The 16,648-nt window shown below is 63.3% G+C and carries 20 protein-coding genes; 15 read left to right on the top strand and 5 right to left on the bottom strand.

The window, feature by feature from the left end; genetic code table 11:
* Window positions 1-46 precede the first annotated feature (46 nt).
* Together JLZ96_RS09775 and JLZ96_RS09770 are read left to right on the top strand one after the other, a co-directional pair.
* Window positions 47-1,012, top strand: coding sequence for an alpha/beta hydrolase family protein (locus tag JLZ96_RS09775; RefSeq protein ID WP_236254085.1), 966 nt, complete (start codon window positions 47-49; stop codon window positions 1,010-1,012).
* Between the two features lie 103 nt (window positions 1,013-1,115).
* Window positions 1,116-1,412 carry a hypothetical protein gene (locus tag JLZ96_RS09770; protein ID WP_027495602.1) on the top strand — a complete coding sequence of 99 codons (297 nt, stop codon included), beginning with the start codon at window positions 1,116-1,118 and terminating at the stop codon, window positions 1,410-1,412.
* 53 nt (window positions 1,413-1,465) lie between these two features.
* Here JLZ96_RS09770 and JLZ96_RS25210 read toward each other — a convergent pair whose 3' ends face one another.
* Complete coding sequence (locus JLZ96_RS25210; RefSeq protein WP_063216602.1) at window positions 1,466-2,056, bottom strand: CsbD family protein; 591 nt, start codon at window positions 2,054-2,056, stop codon at window positions 1,466-1,468.
* A 167-nt stretch (window positions 2,057-2,223) separates the two neighbouring features.
* Window positions 2,224-2,385: a hypothetical protein gene (locus JLZ96_RS09760; protein ID WP_155291285.1), complete on the bottom strand. Its 162-nt coding sequence runs from the start codon at window positions 2,383-2,385 to the stop codon at window positions 2,224-2,226.
* A gap of 196 nt (window positions 2,386-2,581) precedes the next feature.
* On the opposite strand from JLZ96_RS09760, the gene JLZ96_RS09755 reads away from it, so the two are divergent.
* From JLZ96_RS09755 to JLZ96_RS09745, 3 genes are read left to right on the top strand one after another with little or no spacing between them, the layout of a single operon-like run.
* The gene (locus tag JLZ96_RS09755; RefSeq protein WP_201009953.1) at window positions 2,582-4,138 is read left to right on the top strand and encodes an NAD(P)/FAD-dependent oxidoreductase; all 1,557 of its coding nucleotides are present in this window, start codon (window positions 2,582-2,584) and stop codon (window positions 4,136-4,138) included.
* Window positions 4,135-4,956 (top strand): alpha/beta fold hydrolase, encoded by an 822-nt coding sequence (locus JLZ96_RS09750; RefSeq protein ID WP_230593457.1) that lies wholly within the window; start codon window positions 4,135-4,137, stop codon window positions 4,954-4,956. The genes JLZ96_RS09755 and JLZ96_RS09750 overlap by 4 nt, the downstream gene beginning before the upstream one ends.
* Window positions 4,953-5,630 (top strand): TetR/AcrR family transcriptional regulator, encoded by a 678-nt coding sequence (locus JLZ96_RS09745; RefSeq protein ID WP_201009952.1) that lies wholly within the window; start codon window positions 4,953-4,955, stop codon window positions 5,628-5,630. Before JLZ96_RS09750 ends, JLZ96_RS09745 begins: the two co-directional genes overlap by 4 nt.
* A gap of 16 nt (window positions 5,631-5,646) precedes the next feature.
* Here JLZ96_RS09745 and JLZ96_RS09740 read toward each other — a convergent pair whose 3' ends face one another.
* Window positions 5,647-6,735, bottom strand: a complete 1,089-nt coding sequence (locus tag JLZ96_RS09740; protein ID WP_201010691.1) for a 2Fe-2S iron-sulfur cluster-binding protein — start codon at window positions 6,733-6,735, stop codon at window positions 5,647-5,649.
* Window positions 6,736-6,847: 112 nt separating this feature from the next.
* On the opposite strand from JLZ96_RS09740, the gene JLZ96_RS09735 reads away from it, so the two are divergent.
* The 7 genes from JLZ96_RS09735 (at window position 6,848) to JLZ96_RS09705 (ending at window position 12,928) form a co-directional block, all read left to right on the top strand.
* Window positions 6,848-7,855 carry an alpha/beta hydrolase gene (locus JLZ96_RS09735; protein WP_308436821.1) on the top strand — a complete coding sequence of 336 codons (1,008 nt, stop codon included), beginning with the start codon at window positions 6,848-6,850 and terminating at the stop codon, window positions 7,853-7,855.
* Window positions 7,852-8,730, top strand: a complete 879-nt coding sequence (locus JLZ96_RS09730; RefSeq protein ID WP_032371856.1) for an SDR family NAD(P)-dependent oxidoreductase — start codon at window positions 7,852-7,854, stop codon at window positions 8,728-8,730. Before JLZ96_RS09735 ends, JLZ96_RS09730 begins: the two co-directional genes overlap by 4 nt.
* A 1-nt stretch (window position 8,731) precedes the next feature.
* Window positions 8,732-9,652, top strand: coding sequence for a hypothetical protein (locus tag JLZ96_RS09725; protein WP_032366903.1), 921 nt, complete (start codon window positions 8,732-8,734; stop codon window positions 9,650-9,652).
* Window positions 9,649-11,172 carry an NAD(P)/FAD-dependent oxidoreductase gene (locus JLZ96_RS09720; RefSeq protein ID WP_201009951.1) on the top strand — a complete coding sequence of 508 codons (1,524 nt, stop codon included), beginning with the start codon at window positions 9,649-9,651 and terminating at the stop codon, window positions 11,170-11,172. Before JLZ96_RS09725 ends, JLZ96_RS09720 begins: the two co-directional genes overlap by 4 nt.
* Window positions 11,173-11,284: 112 nt before the next feature.
* A complete protein-coding gene (locus tag JLZ96_RS09715) occupies window positions 11,285-12,016 on the top strand; it encodes a MerR family transcriptional regulator (protein WP_027495610.1) in 732 nt (243 codons plus the stop codon).
* A 79-nt stretch (window positions 12,017-12,095) separates the two neighbouring features.
* Window positions 12,096-12,302 (top strand): hypothetical protein, encoded by a 207-nt coding sequence (locus tag JLZ96_RS09710; RefSeq protein WP_027495611.1) that lies wholly within the window; start codon window positions 12,096-12,098, stop codon window positions 12,300-12,302.
* 50 nt (window positions 12,303-12,352) lie between these two features.
* Window positions 12,353-12,928, top strand: a complete 576-nt coding sequence (locus JLZ96_RS09705) for a YdcF family protein (protein WP_094715744.1) — start codon at window positions 12,353-12,355, stop codon at window positions 12,926-12,928.
* A 10-nt stretch (window positions 12,929-12,938) separates the two neighbouring features.
* Here JLZ96_RS09705 and JLZ96_RS09700 read toward each other — a convergent pair whose 3' ends face one another.
* Both JLZ96_RS09700 and JLZ96_RS09695 read right to left on the bottom strand, forming a co-directional pair.
* The gene (locus JLZ96_RS09700) at window positions 12,939-13,304 is read right to left on the bottom strand and encodes a CrcB family protein (RefSeq protein ID WP_032366900.1); all 366 of its coding nucleotides are present in this window, start codon (window positions 13,302-13,304) and stop codon (window positions 12,939-12,941) included.
* A complete protein-coding gene (locus JLZ96_RS09695; RefSeq protein ID WP_080731924.1) occupies window positions 13,301-13,720 on the bottom strand; it encodes a CrcB family protein in 420 nt (139 codons plus the stop codon). Before JLZ96_RS09695 ends, JLZ96_RS09700 begins: the two co-directional genes overlap by 4 nt.
* A gap of 287 nt (window positions 13,721-14,007) precedes the next feature.
* Between JLZ96_RS09695 and JLZ96_RS09690 the strand changes: the two genes are divergently transcribed.
* Genes JLZ96_RS09690 through JLZ96_RS09680 form a run of 3 tightly spaced genes read left to right on the top strand, consistent with a single transcriptional unit; the run spans window position 14,008 to window position 16,647 of the window.
* Window positions 14,008-14,343, top strand: a complete 336-nt coding sequence (locus tag JLZ96_RS09690) for an STAS domain-containing protein (protein WP_027495615.1) — start codon at window positions 14,008-14,010, stop codon at window positions 14,341-14,343.
* A 21-nt stretch (window positions 14,344-14,364) separates the two neighbouring features.
* Complete coding sequence (locus JLZ96_RS09685) at window positions 14,365-14,829, top strand: ATP-binding protein (RefSeq protein ID WP_027495616.1); 465 nt, start codon at window positions 14,365-14,367, stop codon at window positions 14,827-14,829.
* Between the two features lie 21 nt (window positions 14,830-14,850).
* On the top strand, window positions 14,851-16,647 hold the full coding sequence (locus tag JLZ96_RS09680) for an ABC transporter ATP-binding protein (RefSeq protein WP_201009950.1): 1,797 nt from the start codon (window positions 14,851-14,853) through the stop codon (window positions 16,645-16,647).
* Window position 16,648 lies beyond the last annotated feature (1 nt).

The raw sequence follows: 16,648 nt of genomic DNA, 5'->3' as shown, positions 1-16,648 counted from the left end.
GGCTGCGGCCGTCGCCCTCGCAGTGGCGATTCTTCCGACCGCGCTGATGACGCCCGTCGCGTCCGCGGACGAACTGCCCGCCGCAACGACTCAGTCGAGCAACGGCTCGCGAATCGAATCGGTGAACACCCTCGACGGCCGCCGGGTTCAGCTCCAGGTGTACTCCGCGTCGATGAACCGCACCATTCCGGTAACGGTGCAGCGCCCCGCCGACGAGAGCGTGTCGCGTCCGGTGCTGTACCTGCTCAACGGTGCAGGTGGCGGCGAGGATGCCGCATCGTGGCAGTCGCAGACCGACGCCGAGGCCTTCCTGTCGGACAAGAACGCCTACATCGTGACTCCGCAGAAGGGCAAGTGGTCCTACTACACCGACTGGCTGCAGGACGATCCGAAGCTCGGCAGCAACAAGTGGAGCACCTTCCTCGGTGAAGAACTGCCTCCGCTGATCGACGCCCAGTTCGACACCAACGGTCGCCAGTCGCTGGCAGCGTTGTCCATGACGGGCACATCGGTCCTCAACATCGCGATCAAGTACCCGGGCAAGTTCACCGGCGTCGCGGCCTACAGCGGTTGCGCGCAGACCTCGGACCCCATCGGTCAGCAGTTCGTCAAGCTCGTCGTCGAGACGTACGGCGGCGGAAACGTCGAGAACATGTGGGGCCCGCTCGACGGCCCCGTGTGGCGCGAGAACGATCCGCTGCTCAACGCCGAGAAGCTGCGCGGCACCCAGATCTACATGAGCACCGGCAGCGGACTGCCCGGCATCCCGAACGACACCTTCGCCAACCCGCGCCTGAAGAACGACCCGGCGACGCTCGCCAACCAGGTCATCGTCGGCGGCGGCATCGAGCTGGCCACCAACTTCTGCACGTCCAACCTGGCCAAGCGTCTCGACCAGCTGGGAATCCCGGCAACTGTCGACTTCCGTCCGGTCGGCAACCACTCCTGGGGCTACTGGCAGGACGACCTGCACAAGTCCTGGCCGTTCCTGGCAGGATCGCTCGGCATCTGATTCATCCTGATCGAAGACGGCCATCCGCACCTCGTGTGCGGGTGGCCGTTTCTCGTTGCGGGGATGGGTAGGACTGCATTCGAATCGAACGTATGATCGAACGATGGCACGACGCGCTCAACCTCGACCCGCGTCTGCCGTGCGTCCGTTCAAGATGCTCAGACCACCACTCAAGGTGTGGATCGATCTGAACGTCCTGTATCCGCTACCACCGCATCACGCGTCGAAGTTCAATCCGGAAGGCTTCGATGTTCGACGCGTGGTCCCGGGGGATCTGGTCGAATGGTCCATCACCGTCGACGGCGATTGGTTGGGTCGCGTCACCTACGAACTGATGTCGCGAGACCGGAGCGAAACCGTCACACACTGGGTGCCCAGCCGGGCGCTGAAACCGCTGTAGAACGAGCGAAAGCCCCGCCTGAAAACGAGGCGGGGCTTTCCGGGTGATTACCTTCAGAAGCTGTGCTTACGCGCCTTCTTGGCGAGCTTGCGGGTGGTGCGCTTCGACGGAACGAACAAATGTGCAGCGCTGCGGCGACGGTTGCGGCGACGGATCAGCACGAATGCGACGGCACCGGCGGCGGCTGCAATGGCGGCGATGATCGGAGTGCCGACCTTCGCGGCCTCGGCCACATCCTCGCTGTCGATGTTGCGGACCGTGGTCTTCACGTCGTCGGCGACGGCGGAGGCCTTCTCGGCTGCCTTGTCGGCGACCTGGGAGGCCTTCTCCTTCACGTCGTCGACGTCGACGTTCTCGACCTTGTCCTGGACGGCGCTCTTGACGTCTGCGGCGGTGTCGGCTGCCTTGTCGGCAACGTCTGCAGCTGCGTGCTTGGCCTGCTTGGCAGCGCCGGCCGCGGAGTCGGCAACGCTCTCGGCGGCGTCGGAAACCTTGTCGGCAGCCTGCTGAGTGTTGGCCTTGGCCTGGTCGGTGGCCCCTTCGGCGCGAAGGCTGTCGTCACCGGTGGCCTCACCGGCCTTCTCCTTCGCAGTCCCGGCCAGTTCTTCTGCCTTGTGCTGAGCCTTGTCGATGAAGTCGGCCATCGGTATCCCTCTTTCGTGTAGGTCGTCTCCGGAAACCGGAGCGGTGACGTCGCGGACGACGCCGGTAAGTATGAGTCGAACTCGACGGTCCGAAACATACGTCCGACCACGGGTGTTTCGGGTCACTACGACGAGTAGCCATATTTGTGCTGCTCGGCGTGCTGTGACTACTTCGTCGAACGCGGCCACCATGTTCGACGGCGTGCGCGCGTCGCACGTGCCGAGTAGGCCGTCGACAACGAGCGCCGATCGAAGTCCAGTCCCGACCCTCTCGACGTGAGCAGGATCAGCGCGATGACTCCCGCAGCCCCGACCGCCACGGGAGTCATCGGCTACTGGTTCCGGTTGCGTTGGGCATACACCCAACGAAGAGAGTGTGGTTCATGACAGCTCCTGTCTGTGATGTGCTGAAGGCTGCCATTGACACCGCCACCAGTCAATGGCACATTATGTGATGTTAGTCGCGGTGTCGCTGCTGGGTCGGCGTCCGGGCGATGGTGTTCGGTGAGACAGCGAGGCGCGTCGATGAATGCAGATACTTGGCCCGAGGTCGACGGTTCGATCCACGACAACTTCAGGGATGTGCTCATCGTCGGTGCGGGTATTTCGGGAGTCGGAGCCGCGTATCGCTTGCAGGAGATGGCACCGGAGCTCAGCTACGCGATCCTCGAAGGGCGCGAGCGAGCAGGCGGTACCTGGGATCTGTTCCGGTACCCAGGTATTCGTTCGGACAGCGACATCTTCACGTTCTCGTTCCCGCACACGCCATGGCAGGGAGACACCTTCCTTGCTCATGGCGAAGACATTCGCAACTACATCGTCGAAACCGCCCACGCCAACGGCATAGACGAGCACACGCACTTCTCGACCTCGGTCGTTGCGGCGAACTGGGATTCGTCGACGGACCTGTGGACCGTCGACACACTGTCCGACGGCGTGCCGCGGACGTATCGAAGTCGATTCGTGTTCTTGTGTACCGGCTACTTCGACTACTCGGGTGGGTACACCCCGGATCTTCCCGGGATGGAGAAGTTCACCGGGCAGGTGGTGCATCCCCAGCAGTGGCCGGAAGGTCTCGACCACACCGGCAAGCGGGTCGTTGTCATCGGAAGTGGCGCGACCGCAATCACTTTGGTGCCTTCGCTCGCGGTCGATGCTGCGTCGGTGACGATGCTGCAGCGCTCGCCGACCTACATCGCGTCGTTGCCGATGACCGATCCGTTCACCACCCTCACTCAGCGTGTACTGCCGGACTCCCTCGCGCACAGTGCACTGCGGTGGCGCAATGCACTGTTGATGGTCGGCTCGTATCAGCTGTGTCGACGTGCGCCGAAGACGGCCCGCAGGGTGTTCCGGGCGATGACGAAGGCGCAGCTTCCGCGTGGATACGACGTCGACAAGCACTTCAAGCCGACGTATGCCCCGTGGGACCAGCGGCTGTGCGTCGTGCCGGACGGCGATCTCTTCAAGGCCATTCGCTCCGGCCGCGCGACTGTGGTGACCGACCGGATAGCCGAGATCACCGCCGACGGGATCCGGTTGGAATCTGGTGACGAGATCCCCGCCGACATCATCGTCACCGCAACCGGATTGAAGCTCCAGGCGTTCGGGGGTATCGAATTGTCTCTGGACGGTGAGCGGCTCGAGGTGCACGACAAGTTCGTCTACAAGGGTCACATGCTCGAGGACGTACCCAACGTTGCATGGTCCATCGGGTACACGAATGCATCGTGGACGCTCAAGGCCGACATGACGGCGCAGGCAGTAGCTAAACTGTTGGTGTACATGCGGTCTCACGGCTACACCCATGCGATCCCGGACCGACAGGGCAAGGCCGTGGACTCTCGTCCGGTCGTCGACCTCGCCTCCGGATACGTCACGCGTTCCTTGAACGAGCTACCCAAATCGGGGACCGAACGTCCCTGGTCGGTGCGGCAGAACTACATTCTCGACAGGATCGACGCACGATTCGACGATCTGACGGAATCGATGACGTTCGGCCGAGCGGACAACGCCCGTGTGGCGGGGGCGGATATCGCGCCCGTATACCGCATCTGGCCGAGAAAGGTCGGCACGCAGTGACTTCCGACATCGACGGTCTGACCCTCGCGCACACCATCCGGGGTGAGGGCCCTACATTGGTGCTCATTCACGGCATCGTGCACAGACAACATGCGTGGGACAGTGTCGTCGACATACTGGCGCGGCATCGACGAGTGGTGACGGTGGACCTGCCCGGTCACGGCGCGTCACCGGACTTGCCCACCGAGGAATTCGACCTGGGTCCGTGGATCGTGGCCGAGTTGGAGCGATTTCTCGACTACGTTGCGGTGGACGGCGAGAAGCCGCACGTGGCCGGTAATTCGTTGGGTGGATACTTCGCGATGGAACTTGCTGCCCGCGGGTCGGTCGCCTCGGCGACCGCCCTGTCACCGGCCGGTTTCTTTCGCGGACACTGGGATCAGACTCGGGCGCTCTTCGTGTTCCGTCTGTTGCGGGCGTTGTCTCGAGTGATGAGCCCGATCGCACCGACCGTCATGCGTTCGGTCGTGGGACGCACAATCGCCAACGCTGTCTTCTACGCCAAGCCGTGGCGAGTTCCCGCGGCAACGGCCACGATCGACGCGCTCAGCATCACTACCAATCGTGCGATCGACGCGGCCGGAAACGCAGTGCCGCGCTTCAGCGTTCCGGTCGACGAGTCCGTTCCTGTCACCGTCGCGTGGGGACGCCGGGACCTGGTGTTGCCGGTGTATCAGGCACCGCTGGTGCGTCGAACGTTTCCGCAGGCAGAAGTTCGCACCTACTCGGGGCTCGGGCACGTTCCGATGTCGGACGATCCGGAGTTGGTCGCCTCGATTCTGTTGAGGGGATCACGAACCGTCTCGCGCTCGGCGTGACCGTGCCGGAGAAGGTCGACGGGCGAAGCCATCGGTGGCACGATCACCGGATCACTCGGCGCCGTGAACTACTCGATTGCACACTGGCCGCCATTCGTCGGCATGGGCACGACATCGGGATGAACGAGATCGCCGCGGCGAACCACGTCTCGAAAACTGTTCTGTACAAACACTTCGCCGACAAGAAGGGGCTCGCGAACGCCGCGATGGCGCGATACGTCGAGACTGCACTGGTGCCTCGGATCCGGGACGCGATCTCCGAGGATCTCGACGAATATCACCTCACCCGTGCCGTGATCACTGCCTATGTCGCGACGGTCGCCACCGATCCCGAGATCTACATCTACGTGCACGCGAACAATGCCGTCGGTGGCAATCAGGACATCGTCACCGCATCGGAAGAACTGATCGCAGAGTTGCTGGCGACCGTCATCGCCGACAGATTTCGAGCGCGGGAGTTCTCGACGGCCGGCTCGACGCCGTTCGCTTTCGCCTTGATCGGTGCGGTCCGGTTGGCGTCGCACTGGTGGATGTTCGACCGGACCATGACGGTCGACGAACTCATCGACTACCTCACCATGATGGTCTGGGGCGGTATCGCGGGGATTGCGCGAGCCTCCGGCTCGGCCGCGGCGTTCACCTCGAAGCCGCATTCGTTGACGCTCGAGGGCTGAGCGCCCTCCTCCGGGATCAGCGGTCGAACACCGCACGAACGCTCGTGGAATCGGGCACGGACTGGCAGGCCAGTCGGACGCCGTGCTGCAGTTCGTGTTCGTCGAGCGTCTCATTGGCGAGCATGTTCACCGTGCCCTCGGTGAGGGTGTACGCACAACCGCCGCAGGTTCCTTCGCGGCATACGTACGGCGGGTCGAGACCCAACTCGAGGAGTCGGTCGAGCAGCTTGGTGTCCGCATTCCAGGTGAACTCGGTCTCCATTCCGTCGATCTCGACCTGAGCGGTGATGGAGTTCGCGCCCGGTTCGTCGGAAATCGTCGCGTCGCCGGGCCGAAACGGATTCGAGTCGAAGGAGGAGAACACCTCGCGATGGGTTCTGTGCGCCGTCGTACCGGTGCGAGCGAGCCACTCCTCGGCGACGTTCATGTATTGCGTCGGTCCACAGAGGAAGGCCTCGCAGTCGGACGGAGTCGTCACGTTCATCGAGGCCAGTCCGGCAGCGGTGGGTAACCCCGATTCCGAGGTGTACCAGTGGTGAACGTCGAGTCGTTCGGGGAAGCGCGACAGCAGTTCGGTCAGTCGCTCTGCGAAGATCACCGAGTCGCGATTCTGGTTGGCGTAGACGAGGGTGATCCGATTCTCGTGCTGCACCAGGGCGGTCTCGAGTATCGACATGATCGGGGTGATGCCGCTGCCGGCGGCCAGCAGGACGAAATGGTCGTCCCAGCTCTTGGGTCCGAACATGCCCGACGGCTTCAGCGCCTTGAGTCGCATCCCACGAACAGCGTTGTCGTGCAACCAGTGTGATGCCAGACCGTCCTGAATGCGCTTGACGGTCACAGTGGGGAACGGGGCCCGGACCGGAGAGCTGGAGAAGGAGTAGCACCGGGCCACCGATCCGCCGTCCGTGCACGGAATCTCCAGGGTGAGGAATTGTCCCGGCTCGTACCGAAACTGCGCTTCCCGATGCTCGGGAACCAGAAAGCCGAGGGAGATCGCATCTTCGGTCTCGCGGGTCACCTCGGCGATCTCCAACTCGAAGATCCTGTCCTCGGGACCGATGGCAGACGCATCCAGTTCCGCCGGTGGATTACTCCTGAACATCGTCACGTGTGCTCGCTCCCTTGCGCTTTCGGTGTTGGACGCCACTGTCGCACACTTCGCCACTAAATAATAGGCCATTGACAAATGGCGAATAGCGGGTGAGGGTGATGACGTGACTCCGACCACCGACGACGACTACCTGCCTCGCGGCGCTTTCAGGGCCGGGTCTCGGCGAACCCGTCTGGCTGCCTTGATGACTCGGCTGATTCTGCGTCCGATGACGAACCTGCTGCCGACCTCACGCGGCGGCATCGAGTTCTCTCGACGCCTCGTCGCCACCTCGATGAACCTGTGCGGTCCGGTCCCGAAAGGAACGGCAGTGGACCTCGTGGCCGAAGGCCCGGTTCGCGGTGAGTGGGTGCGAGCGCCCGGCCTGTCGCCGGGGCCACGCGTGATCCTCTACATCCACGGCAGTGCATACGTCATCTGCTCGGCGCGGACGCACCGTGGTCTCACCGCACGATTGTCCAGGGCGACGAGCCTGCCGGTGTTCACGGTCGACTACCGGCTCGCCCCGGAACACCCATTTCCCGCCGCAGCCGACGACCTCGAAGCCGCGTACCGCTGGCTGCTGGGCCAGGGGTACGACGCATCGAACATCGTCATCGCCGGGGACTCTGCCGGCGGACACCTGGCCGCTGACCTGATCATCGAGAACGACCGAACCGGGACGCCGCAGCCGGGAGCATTGGTGTTGTTCTCGCCGTTGATCGATCTCGACTTCGAGCTATCGGCGCGCATGGAACGCACGCGCAAGGACCCGATGATTTCGGCGAAGGCAGCGCGAGGACTCGTGGCGCTGTACACCGACGGCCACGATGCGGATCTCCCGCGTCTCCGGCTCGATCTCGGACGTGTGCGAGAGCTGCCACCGACGCTGATCCAGGTGGGCGGAGCCGAGATGCTCAGGGGCGATGCGCGACACCTGCACTCCATGATCGACGCGGCCGGCGGAGAGAGCGAACTCGAAATCTGGCCCGATCAGATGCACGTGTTCCAAGCTCTCCCGAGGTTGATCCCCGAGGCCGACCGAGCACTAGAGCATGCATCCGCATTCATCGCGTATGCGCTCGATAATCAAGCCCTACAACATAATTCGAAGGAACAGGTATGTCGATGAGAAGCAAGACCGGAAGACCCTCGTACGGGTCGAGAGCGGTAGTGACCGGCGCAGGCAGCGGCATCGGCCGGGCGTTCGCATTGGAACTGGCTCGACGTGGAGGAGCCGTCATGTGCGCCGACATCTCGTTGCCGCGAGCGCAGGAGGCCGTCGCGATGGTGAACGCCCTCGGCGGCACCGGATACGCCGTCGAGTGCGATGTGTCGATCCGCGAGAACGTCGAGGAACTGGCCCTGCGTGCAAGTATCGAGTTCGACGGACCCACCACGGTGCTCATCAACAACGCAGGCGTCGGAATCGGCGGAAAGCCCGTCGGCAACATCGGATTCGAGGACTGGAATTGGGCCTTGGGAATCAACCTCTGGGGCGTGATCCACGGCTGCGAGGTGTTCACGCCCGGGCTTCGGGCCGCGGGTGAGGGCGGGATCATCAACGTCGCGTCCGCCGCCGGCTTCGCCGCTGCGCCGCTGATGGGTCCGTACAACGTCGGCAAGGCCGCAGTGATGAGCCTGTCGGAAACGATGGCGGCGGAATTCTCGGGTACCGGTGTGCGGGTGTCGGTTCTGTGTCCCACCTTCGTCAAGACCAACGTTGCCGTCGACGGCCGGATCACCGCGAGTTCGTCCCGACTGGCCGAGTTCGCGATGCGCTGGACCGGACGGTCTCCCGACAAGATCGCTGCCAGAACGCTCGATGCATTCGACCGGGGACGGCTCTACGTCGTGCCCCAGTTCGACGCCAAAGCCGTCTGGCGGTTCAAGAGATTGCTGCCCGCCGTGTACGTGCGCTTTCTCGGCTTGCTCAATCGTGTGCTGCCCGCCGAGCAGCAGCCGGCGAAGAACGAATCCCTCACCTCGACAACCACAGGAGCCTGACATGGCAATGGACTTCGAAGACATGTTGACCAAGATCAAGGACCGTCAGTGGGCATTGGCGGACATCGACTGGGACGGCCCGGGAGCCGAGACCATCAGCCCCGAACTGCACGCCAAACTCAAGCCCTTCATGTCCGATCTGATGTGGATCGAGAACGTGGGCGCTCGCGGCTTCGCGGCGATGGCGCTCAAGGCACCGAACGAGACTCTCGCGGAGATCTATCGCTACTTCCACGCGGAAGAGCAGAAGCACGCCAACGCCGAGCTCGCTCTCATGCGTCGTTGGGGCATGCTCGACGGTGACCGGATGCCCGAGCCGAACGTCAACGTCAAGCTCGTCATCGACTGGCTCGACAAGCATTCCGACGGGCTGTCTCTGACCGTGCTGGGCACCGTCATACCGATGCTCGAGGTGGCCCTGGACGGCGCGCTGGTGAAGTTCATCATGGACGAGATCGACGATCCGGTGTGTCAGGCCGTGTTCAAGAAGATCAACTCCGACGAATCTCGGCATCTGGCGGTCGATTTCGCGGTCATCGAATTGCTCGGGCATTCCCGGATGCGCAAGCTGGTGGTCGAGACCATCGGTGCTTGGATGAACCCGGCCCTCATCGTCGGATTGCTGCGCTACATCCCACTGCTGAACAAGATGCGCGACAACATCGTCGAGATGGGTGTCGACGAGGAACGGCTCTACACCGCGATGAAGCGATTCCGCAGTGTGGGGGAGCGTAGCCCCGAGGCGCTCCGCGTGCCGATGTATCGATTCGTGCAGTGGCACAGCAGCATTGTCATCAACCGCAAGCATCCATACCACCGCGTTGCGGACGGCCTGGTGAAGCTCACTCGCCGGTACCCGACCAAGACTCTCAATTCCGAGCCCACCTGGGCCAAGGAACTGACCTACGAGCCCGTCGCATGAGCGAGTTCGATGTGCGCGAAGGTGTGCTCGACGCCGTGATCGTCGGTGCGGGATTCGCCGGAATCGGTACCGCTATCCGACTGCGCAACAGTGGAATCGAGAATGTCGCGATCCTCGAACGCGGCAGCGCCGTCGGCGGAACCTGGCGCGACAACACCTACCCGGGCGCAGCCTGCGACATACCGTCGAGGCTGTATTCGTACAGTTTCACGCCCAATCCCCACTGGTCGCACACCTATTCCGGTAGTGGTGAGATTCTCGATTACATCCACACAATGGTGCGTGAGTTCGACATCGGATCGCGTATTCGATTCGGACACAACGTAGTCGACATCATCTGGAACGAGGGGGCCGGGCATTGGCACGTGAGCATCGACGGGCGCCCCGATGTTCGGGCGCGCACGGTGGTGATGGCGTCGGGGCCGCTCGCCAATGCCAGCCTGCCGAACATTCGAGGCATCGATACCTACGAGGGACACAAGATCCACAGTGCACGGTGGGATCACGACTACGACTTCGAGGGTAAGAAGGTCGCGGTCGTGGGAACCGGGGCGAGCGCGGTGCAGATCGTGCCCGAACTGGTGAAGATCGCCGATACGGTCAAGGTGTTCCAACGCACCCCGGGTTGGACCCTGCCCAGGATCAATCGAAAGGTGCAGGCAGGCACCAAGCGTCGATACGCCCGGTACCCGCAGACGCAGACCCTGGCGCGGTCGCTGTGGTTCTGGGGGCACGAGTCCGTTGCCCTCGGTGTCGTGTGGAAGACCCCGTTGACGCGCATCGTCGAACTGGTCGGGCGCGCGCATCTGCGTCAGCAGGTTCGCGATCCGTGGCTGCGGCGACAGCTGACACCTCGGTTCCGGGCCGGGTGCAAGCGATTGCTGATGACCAGCGACTACTACCCGGCCCTGCAGAAGCCGAACTGCACGTTGGTGACCTGGCCGATCGCGACTCTCTCACCCAAGGGCATTCGAACCGTGGAAGGCGTCGAGCATCAGTTCGACGCCATCGTCTTCGCGACCGGGTTCGACGTGTCCAACACCGGAACACCCATTCCGATCACCGGACGCGACAGCCGCGTGCTGGCCGACGAATGGAGCGCGGGAGCCAAGGCGTACAAGAGCATTGCGGTATCGGGGTACCCGAACATGTTCTTCACCTTCGGCCCGAACTCCGGCCCAGGACACAGCTCGGCATTGGTGTACATGGAGGCGCAGATCGACTACATCGTCGAGGCGATCTCTCTGGTAGTCGAAGGAGATCTGCACAGCGCCGATGTGCGCCAGGACGTCCAGGATGCCTACAACGAGGACATGCAGCGCAAACTGGCGAAGACGACCTGGAATTCCGGTTGCAGCAGTTGGTATCTCACCGAGGACGGCTTCAACGCGACCATGTTCCCGGGTTTCGCCACCCAGTACGTCAACCAACTCAGAGGTGTCGAACAGGGCGATTTCACCATGGTTCCGCGCCGCGTCGACCTGCCGCAGGAACCGGCACAGGTCGTCGCCCACTCCTGAATCGCTCGAGAGCACGCTTGTCGTTTCGATGACGGTCGGATTCGGCTCTTCCTTCCGCCGCGTGGTCGACGTATATCCTGAAGGTCGACGCGCGGCGGAGGTAGGGAGCTCGGTGGAGTATCGAATCGACGACTTGGCCCGAGAGGCCAAGACGACCACTCGCAACGTGCGGGCGTACCAGGAACGCGGGCTGCTGCCGCCGCCCACGCTCCGAGGACGAGTAGGTATTTACAACGACGATCACCTGACTCGATTGAAGGTGATCGACTCGCTGCTTCAGCGGGGGTTCACCTCGGCGCACATAGCCGATTTCCTGTCGGGCTGGGAGCAGGGCAAAGACCTGGAAGAAATCCTGGGCCTGCAGGAAATCGTGACTCGCAAGTGGTCGTCGGCCGAGACCACGGTCATTCCCGTCGAACTGATTGCGCAATTTCTCGGTGAGGACAACGACGACATCGTTGCCCGACTGATCGAAGCGAAACTGATCAGAATCGACGGTGACCAGTGCGAGATTCTCGATCCGACCCTCCTCGAGGTGTTCGTCGACCTGAGTCAGTACGGCTTCACATTGGAACGTCTGCTCGACCAGCACGAGCGGACCGCGTCGAAAATGAACGAAATCGCCGAGTCGATGGTCGGGAGCGTGACCGACCATCTGGCCGCGAAACACGGTCCAGGTTGGCTGCCCAAGTCCGGAGAGGTAGCCGAGACCACCGAGATGTTCGAGAAGATGCGCAGCCTTGCCATGAAATCGGCACAGGCAGAACTGGCGCGCGCACTGGACCGGGTACAGGAACGCGCCCTCGACGATTATCTGTCGGAGACTCTGTCGAAGCGCACGTGACGTGGTTTGAAGCCTGCCACAATCGGACATACCTGCCCTTCGACAGCCGAACGGCGGCTGACCGCCTAAGGGGGCACCAATGAGGTTCGTAACGTTGATCGTTCTGGTTTGGCTGATCATCGGCGCATTCGCGTCGTACCAGCGCGGAGACTTCGAGAATGCGCCCGAGAACTGTGCAGGTGCGGGCACAATCGCCCTCACCGTCGTTGCCGGTCCGCTCAACTACTTCGGAATCAACCCCGAGGTCACGGACTGCAACGTCACCGTGCCGCAGCCCAGCGAGTGATATGAGTCGCTGACCGCGCGCTCGCGGAGCGCCTTCCCTAACCTGGTGAGGTGTTCCGCGGACGCTGGTTGCTGTTTCTCGCCCTGGCGATCCCAGTTGTCCTGGTGTCGTCGGTAGGTGTCGGCGGCTACCTCGCGTTTACGAAAGCTCGGGTGGATCCGCTCGTTGCCGCCGACGCAATCGTGGTGCTCGGCGGCGAACACGACGGACGTGAGGCCTACGGCATTTCGCTCGCCCAACAAGGCCTGGCCACGACAGTGGTGCTGTCCGATCCCTACGGATCCAGCGATCCGACGATGAGGAAGGCCTGCGCGGCGTCCACGTCGCAGTTCGAGGTGTTGTGCATTCCGCCGTCGCCCTCGACCACCCGTGGCGAAGCCATGTTCACCGAAACCCTTGCCCGCGAACGCGGCTGGAACCACGTCATCGTCGTCACGTGGCGATACCACCTCCCGCGGGCTCGCTACATCTTCGATCAGTGCTTCGACGGAACCGTCACGATGCGTCCGACGCCTCGCGCGTACGACTTCTCACTCGTCGAATGGGAGTTCACGTACCTGTACCAAATCGCAGGGTTCGTCAAGGCCGGAGTGCAGGGCTCCTGCCAGGATTCGGAAAGCGACTGACCGGATTCGGTCACAGAATCTTGTGATAGAGCGTCACACCGGACTTCCACGCCAGGAACCCGAACATCACCGCGGCAATTCCACCCACCACGTTCGCGCCGAAGAACAGTGCTGCCGAGCGGTACCGACGATCTCGCGCAAGCCCGATCGTCGCCAGCGTTGTCCCCGCCAGCGGAGCCACCGACGCCAGAAACCCGACCGCCACCACGGAGCGAACAGCATTCGGCGGATCGAGTGCGAACACCAACCCCAGCGCGGCACACGCCACCAGATTCAGTGCCGTCGCCCGTCGCCTCGACCGGAGGGCGAACGAGAACACGAACTGGCACAGAGCCGCGAGTCCGCCGCCGGCCGCCACCAGGATCAACGTCGTCACAGCGTCGGGCTCGTTCGTGCCGGTCTCGTGATCGCAGCCCCGACGGCCATCGCGATCAACGCGAACACCGGCGTCGCCACCAGATAGATCACCGAATTCCACGCCCCGCGATGGGTGACCGCCTGAAACGCATAGAGACCGAACGTCGTCAGACCGCACGCAAGACCGAACAGCCCGGCCCGAGTCACCGGAGCCCGACGACCGGACAGATACCCCAACGCAGCGCCGACGAGCAGACAGCCGAACACATTCACGCCGAACGTGGACAACAACTGCCACCGCGGCGTCGCCCGCCACGTCCACACCTCGTACCGAAACGCCGCACCGACCGCGCCGCCCACAACGACCGCGACGTACTCCCCGAGCAAGCGACGACGCAGACCGCGACCGTCCATGGAATGCAGGCCCTCGATCACCTGGACGAGCCTAATGCGATCGATACCCCTCGGCTGAGTGAGCCGACGGCGGCAAACCAACCCGAAGCCGACCCCGAGGGGACTCAATGTCACGTTCGGTGGTCCGGAGTGGAGCCTGCGGAACGACCATCGACACTTTTCGGGGGTCAATGTCACGTTGAGCGGACCTGCCGGGGGTCGATGTCGGGTCGAGTGGACTTCGGCGGCGGTGGCGGGGCGGGGGAGCGAGGTAAAGTCTTCGTGTGACTGCGGACGAATCGGGGCTCGGACCCCAGCATTTCGATGTGATTGTTGAATGGCGTGATCAGGATGTCGTTTTGTCGGTGTCGGGTGAGTTGGATTTGGTGACGGCTCCTGATCTGTCCGAGTCCGTGGCTCTGGTGCTCGAGAAGTCGCCGTCGGCTGTGGTCATCGATCTCAGTGATGTGGGTTTCCTCGCATCGGCAGGCATGTCGTTGTTGGCGTCGACGCATCAGCAACTGGGCGGTACTGCCGGGTTTGCCGTGGTGGCGGACGGTCCGGCGACGGGGCGACCATTGACTTTGGTCGGGCTCGACGAGGTGTTCGGCATCTATGCGACGGTCGACGAGGCACTCGTTGCGATTCATGCGGGTAGATCCTGAAGTTTTGGGTAGACGGGATTCATGATGGCGACTCTCTTCGGAGGTGACGACTCACGTACCGACAGTTCGATCTCGACGGCAGGTGCGCGAATGGAAGAACTGCTGTTCACCGACGAGCCTGCCGATGCGGATCGAGCGTCGGAGCTTCGGCGTGAGCTCGGTGACTGGTTGAACGAGTTGGGCGTCGACCCGGATCGTGCGTACGACGTCGTGTTGGCGACGTACGAGGCAATAGCGAACAGTGTCGAACATGCGTATCGCGATCACACCGACCGCGGAACCCTCGATATTCGTGTGTTGTGCGGTGCGCAGGGCCGGATCGATGTGAAGGTGACCGACCGCGGCGATTGGGCGACCCGCAATTCCGATCCCAACCGAGGTCGAGGCGTCCCACTGATGCGGGCTCTGGCCGATACGGCGGCGGTGACGTCGGACCAGAACGGCACCACGGTCCACATGATCTGGGACGCGATCGGTACCAGCTGATCGTTGCTGCACACTGACTACATGGTCGATGTGCAGATCGCGACAGCCGAGAAGAAGAAGATAACGGTACCCAACCTACGGGTGTTGTGGCAGTTCGTGCGGCCTCATCGGCGCACCCTGATCCTGGGCATGATGCTCGGCCTGATCGGTACCGGAACGGCGTTGGCTACGCCGATGGTCGCCAAGGGTGTGCTCGACGGACTCGGCACCGACGCGTCGCTGATCGTTCCCGTCGTCGTTCTGGTGGCCCTGTTGGTCGTCGGCTCGGCCGTTCTGTATCTGCAGTGGATCGTGCTCGGGGTGTTGGCCGAGCGGATCGTGCTCGACGCACGCAAGTCGATCGTGCGGAAGTATTTCGGTGCCACGGTCGGCAGCCTGAACACTCGGCCCACCGGTGAGTTGGTCACCCGCGTCACCTCGGACACCGTGCTGCTGCGTGAGGCGACATCGAATGCGCTGGTGGCCATAGTCAACAGCGTCGTGGGTCTGGTGGGCGCATTGATCCTGATGGCGGTTCTGGATCTGGTGTTGCTGGGCGCGATCGCGGTGGCCATCGTGGCGATCGCAGTGTTGTTCGCCCGGCTGATGCCTCCGATCGCCATCGCGCAGAGGCAATCACAGGAAGCGATCGGACGACTCGGCGGCATTCTCGACGGCACCCTGCGGGCCATCCGAACAGTGAAGTCCAGCAGAGCCGAGACTCGCGAATCCGAACGCGTCATCGCGGAGGCGCGGACCTCCGCTCGGCACAGCGTGCACGCCGTCAAGATCTCGGCACTGGCGTGGACCTTCGCGGGCGGCGGCGTGCAATTGGCCATCATCGGCATTCTCGGCCTCGGGGGCTACCGCGTCAGCACCGGGGATCTGGCGGTATCCAGCCTGATCGCGTTTCTGCTCTACGCATTTCAGGTCATGAGCCCGGTCTCCACCCTCGCCACCAACATCACCGCGCTGCAGGCGGGTATGGCTGCGGCGGCGCGGATACGTCAGATCGACGACCTCGTCGTCGAAGTGGGAGAGGAAGGTACCCCCGCGCCGACCCAATCCGTTGACGACGCTGCTCCGGCGCTCGAATTCCGAAGTGTGACAGCACGTTACGGTCCGGGACGAGATCCGGCCGTGCGAGGAATCGACCTGGACGTCCCCGCGCGTGGCCACACAGCGATCGTCGGTCCCTCCGGTGCAGGCAAGACCAGCGTGTTCTCGCTGATCCTGCGGTTCCTGACGCCCGAGAGCGGCGAGATACGGCTCGGCGGAACGCCGTACAGCGAGCTCACGATCGACGAGGTGCGCTCTCGACTGTCCTACGTGGAGCAGGAGACGCCGGTGATCCCCGGTTCTGTGCGGGAGAACCTATTGTTCAGTCACCCGGACGCCAGTGAGGGTGACATCTGGGCGGCGCTCGAGTCGGTGCACCTGGATTCGACCATCCGCGCTCTGGACGAGGGATTGGACACCGACCTGATCGGCTCGACAGTCTCCGGTGGGCAGCGGCAACGAATCGCGTTGGCGAGAGCCATCGTTCGACGCCCGCAGATCCTGCTGCTCGACGAGGCGACGGCTCAGGTCGACGGACGCACCGAGGCGGCGATCCACGAGGTGATCCGTTCCATCGCCGAGGATGCTGCCGTCGTCACCATCGCGCATCGGTTGTCCACCGTGCTCGACGCCGACACCATCCTGGTGATGGACGATGGGGTGGTGCGCGCACGCGGAACGCATGCGGAGCTCATGGCGTCGGACGAGCTGTATCGAGAACTGGTGGCCGCGTTGAGAATCGGAGACAGCGCGCCCGATCTGACAGCGGGCCGTCCGTGAG

The sequence above is a fragment of the Rhodococcus sp. NKCM2511 genome (genome assembly GCF_014905595.1).
In the GTDB taxonomy this organism is placed as follows: domain Bacteria; phylum Actinomycetota; class Actinomycetes; order Mycobacteriales; family Mycobacteriaceae; genus Rhodococcoides; species Rhodococcoides fascians.
This window is presented reverse-complemented; position numbering and strand designations above follow the sequence as displayed.